Genomic DNA, 1,179 nt, shown 5'->3' with positions numbered 1-1,179 from the left:
AAGTTTGAACGTAATAAACCACACGTAAACGTGGGTACAATTGGTCACGTTGACCATGGTAAAACAACTTTAACTGCTGCGATTGCAACAATTTGTGCAAAAACTTACGGCGGTGAAGCGAAAGATTACTCACAAATCGACTCTGCTCCTGAAGAAAAAGCACGTGGTATTACAATTAATACATCACACGTAGAATACGATTCTCCAATCCGTCACTACGCTCACGTAGACTGCCCAGGCCACGCCGATTATGTTAAAAACATGATTACTGGTGCTGCTCAGATGGACGGCGCGATCCTTGTATGTGCTGCGACTGATGGTCCAATGCCACAAACTCGTGAACACATCCTTCTTTCTCGTCAGGTAGGTGTACCTTACATCATCGTATTCTTAAACAAGTGTGACCTTGTTGATGATGAAGAATTACTTGAATTAGTAGAAATGGAAGTTCGTGAACTTCTTTCTACTTATGATTTCCCAGGTGATGACACTCCAATCATCCGTGGTTCAGCTCTTCAAGCATTAAACGGTAACGACGGCCCTTACGGCGAAGCTTCTGTTCTTGCACTTGTAGAAGCGCTTGATTCTTACATCCCAGAACCAGAGCGTGCAATCGATAAAGCATTCTTGATGCCAATCGAAGATGTATTCTCTATCTCTGGTCGTGGTACAGTAGTAACTGGTCGTGTAGAAGCTGGTATCATCAAAGTTGGTGAGTCTGTTGAAATCGTTGGTATCCGTGATACTCAAACGACTACAGTTACTGGCGTTGAAATGTTCCGTAAACTTCTTGACGAAGGTCGTGCGGGTGAGAACTGTGGTATCTTACTTCGTGGTACTAAGCGTGAAGACGTACAACGTGGTCAAGTACTTGCTAAACCAGGTACAATCAAGCCGCACACTAAATTCGATGCAGAAGTATACGTACTTTCTAAAGAAGAAGGTGGTCGTCATACTCCATTCCTTAACGGTTACCGTCCACAGTTCTACTTCCGTACAACTGACGTAACTGGCGCGATCAAATTACAAGATGGCGTAGAAATGGTAATGCCTGGTGACAACGTAGAAATGTCAGTAGAGTTAATCCACCCGATCGCAATGGACCCAGGTCTACGTTTTGCGATCCGTGAAGGTGGTCGTACTGTAGGTGCTGGTGTTGTTGCTAAAGTAACTGCATAA

Annotated in this window: 1 protein-coding gene; it reads left to right on the top strand. The window is 44.2% G+C overall.

Annotated features, from left to right (window positions below; translation table 11 throughout):
• Positions 1-1,179 (top strand): elongation factor Tu (gene tuf, locus IRT38_RS17155; RefSeq protein WP_017397316.1); only part of this gene is annotated, 1,179 nt, incomplete at its 5' end.

The sequence above is a fragment of the Acinetobacter sp. SK-43 genome (assembly GCF_015351505.1).
Taxonomy (GTDB): domain Bacteria; phylum Pseudomonadota; class Gammaproteobacteria; order Pseudomonadales; family Moraxellaceae; genus Acinetobacter; species Acinetobacter junii.
The sequence above is the reverse complement of the archived record's forward strand: the minus strand, read 5'-3'. Positions and strand labels throughout refer to the sequence as shown.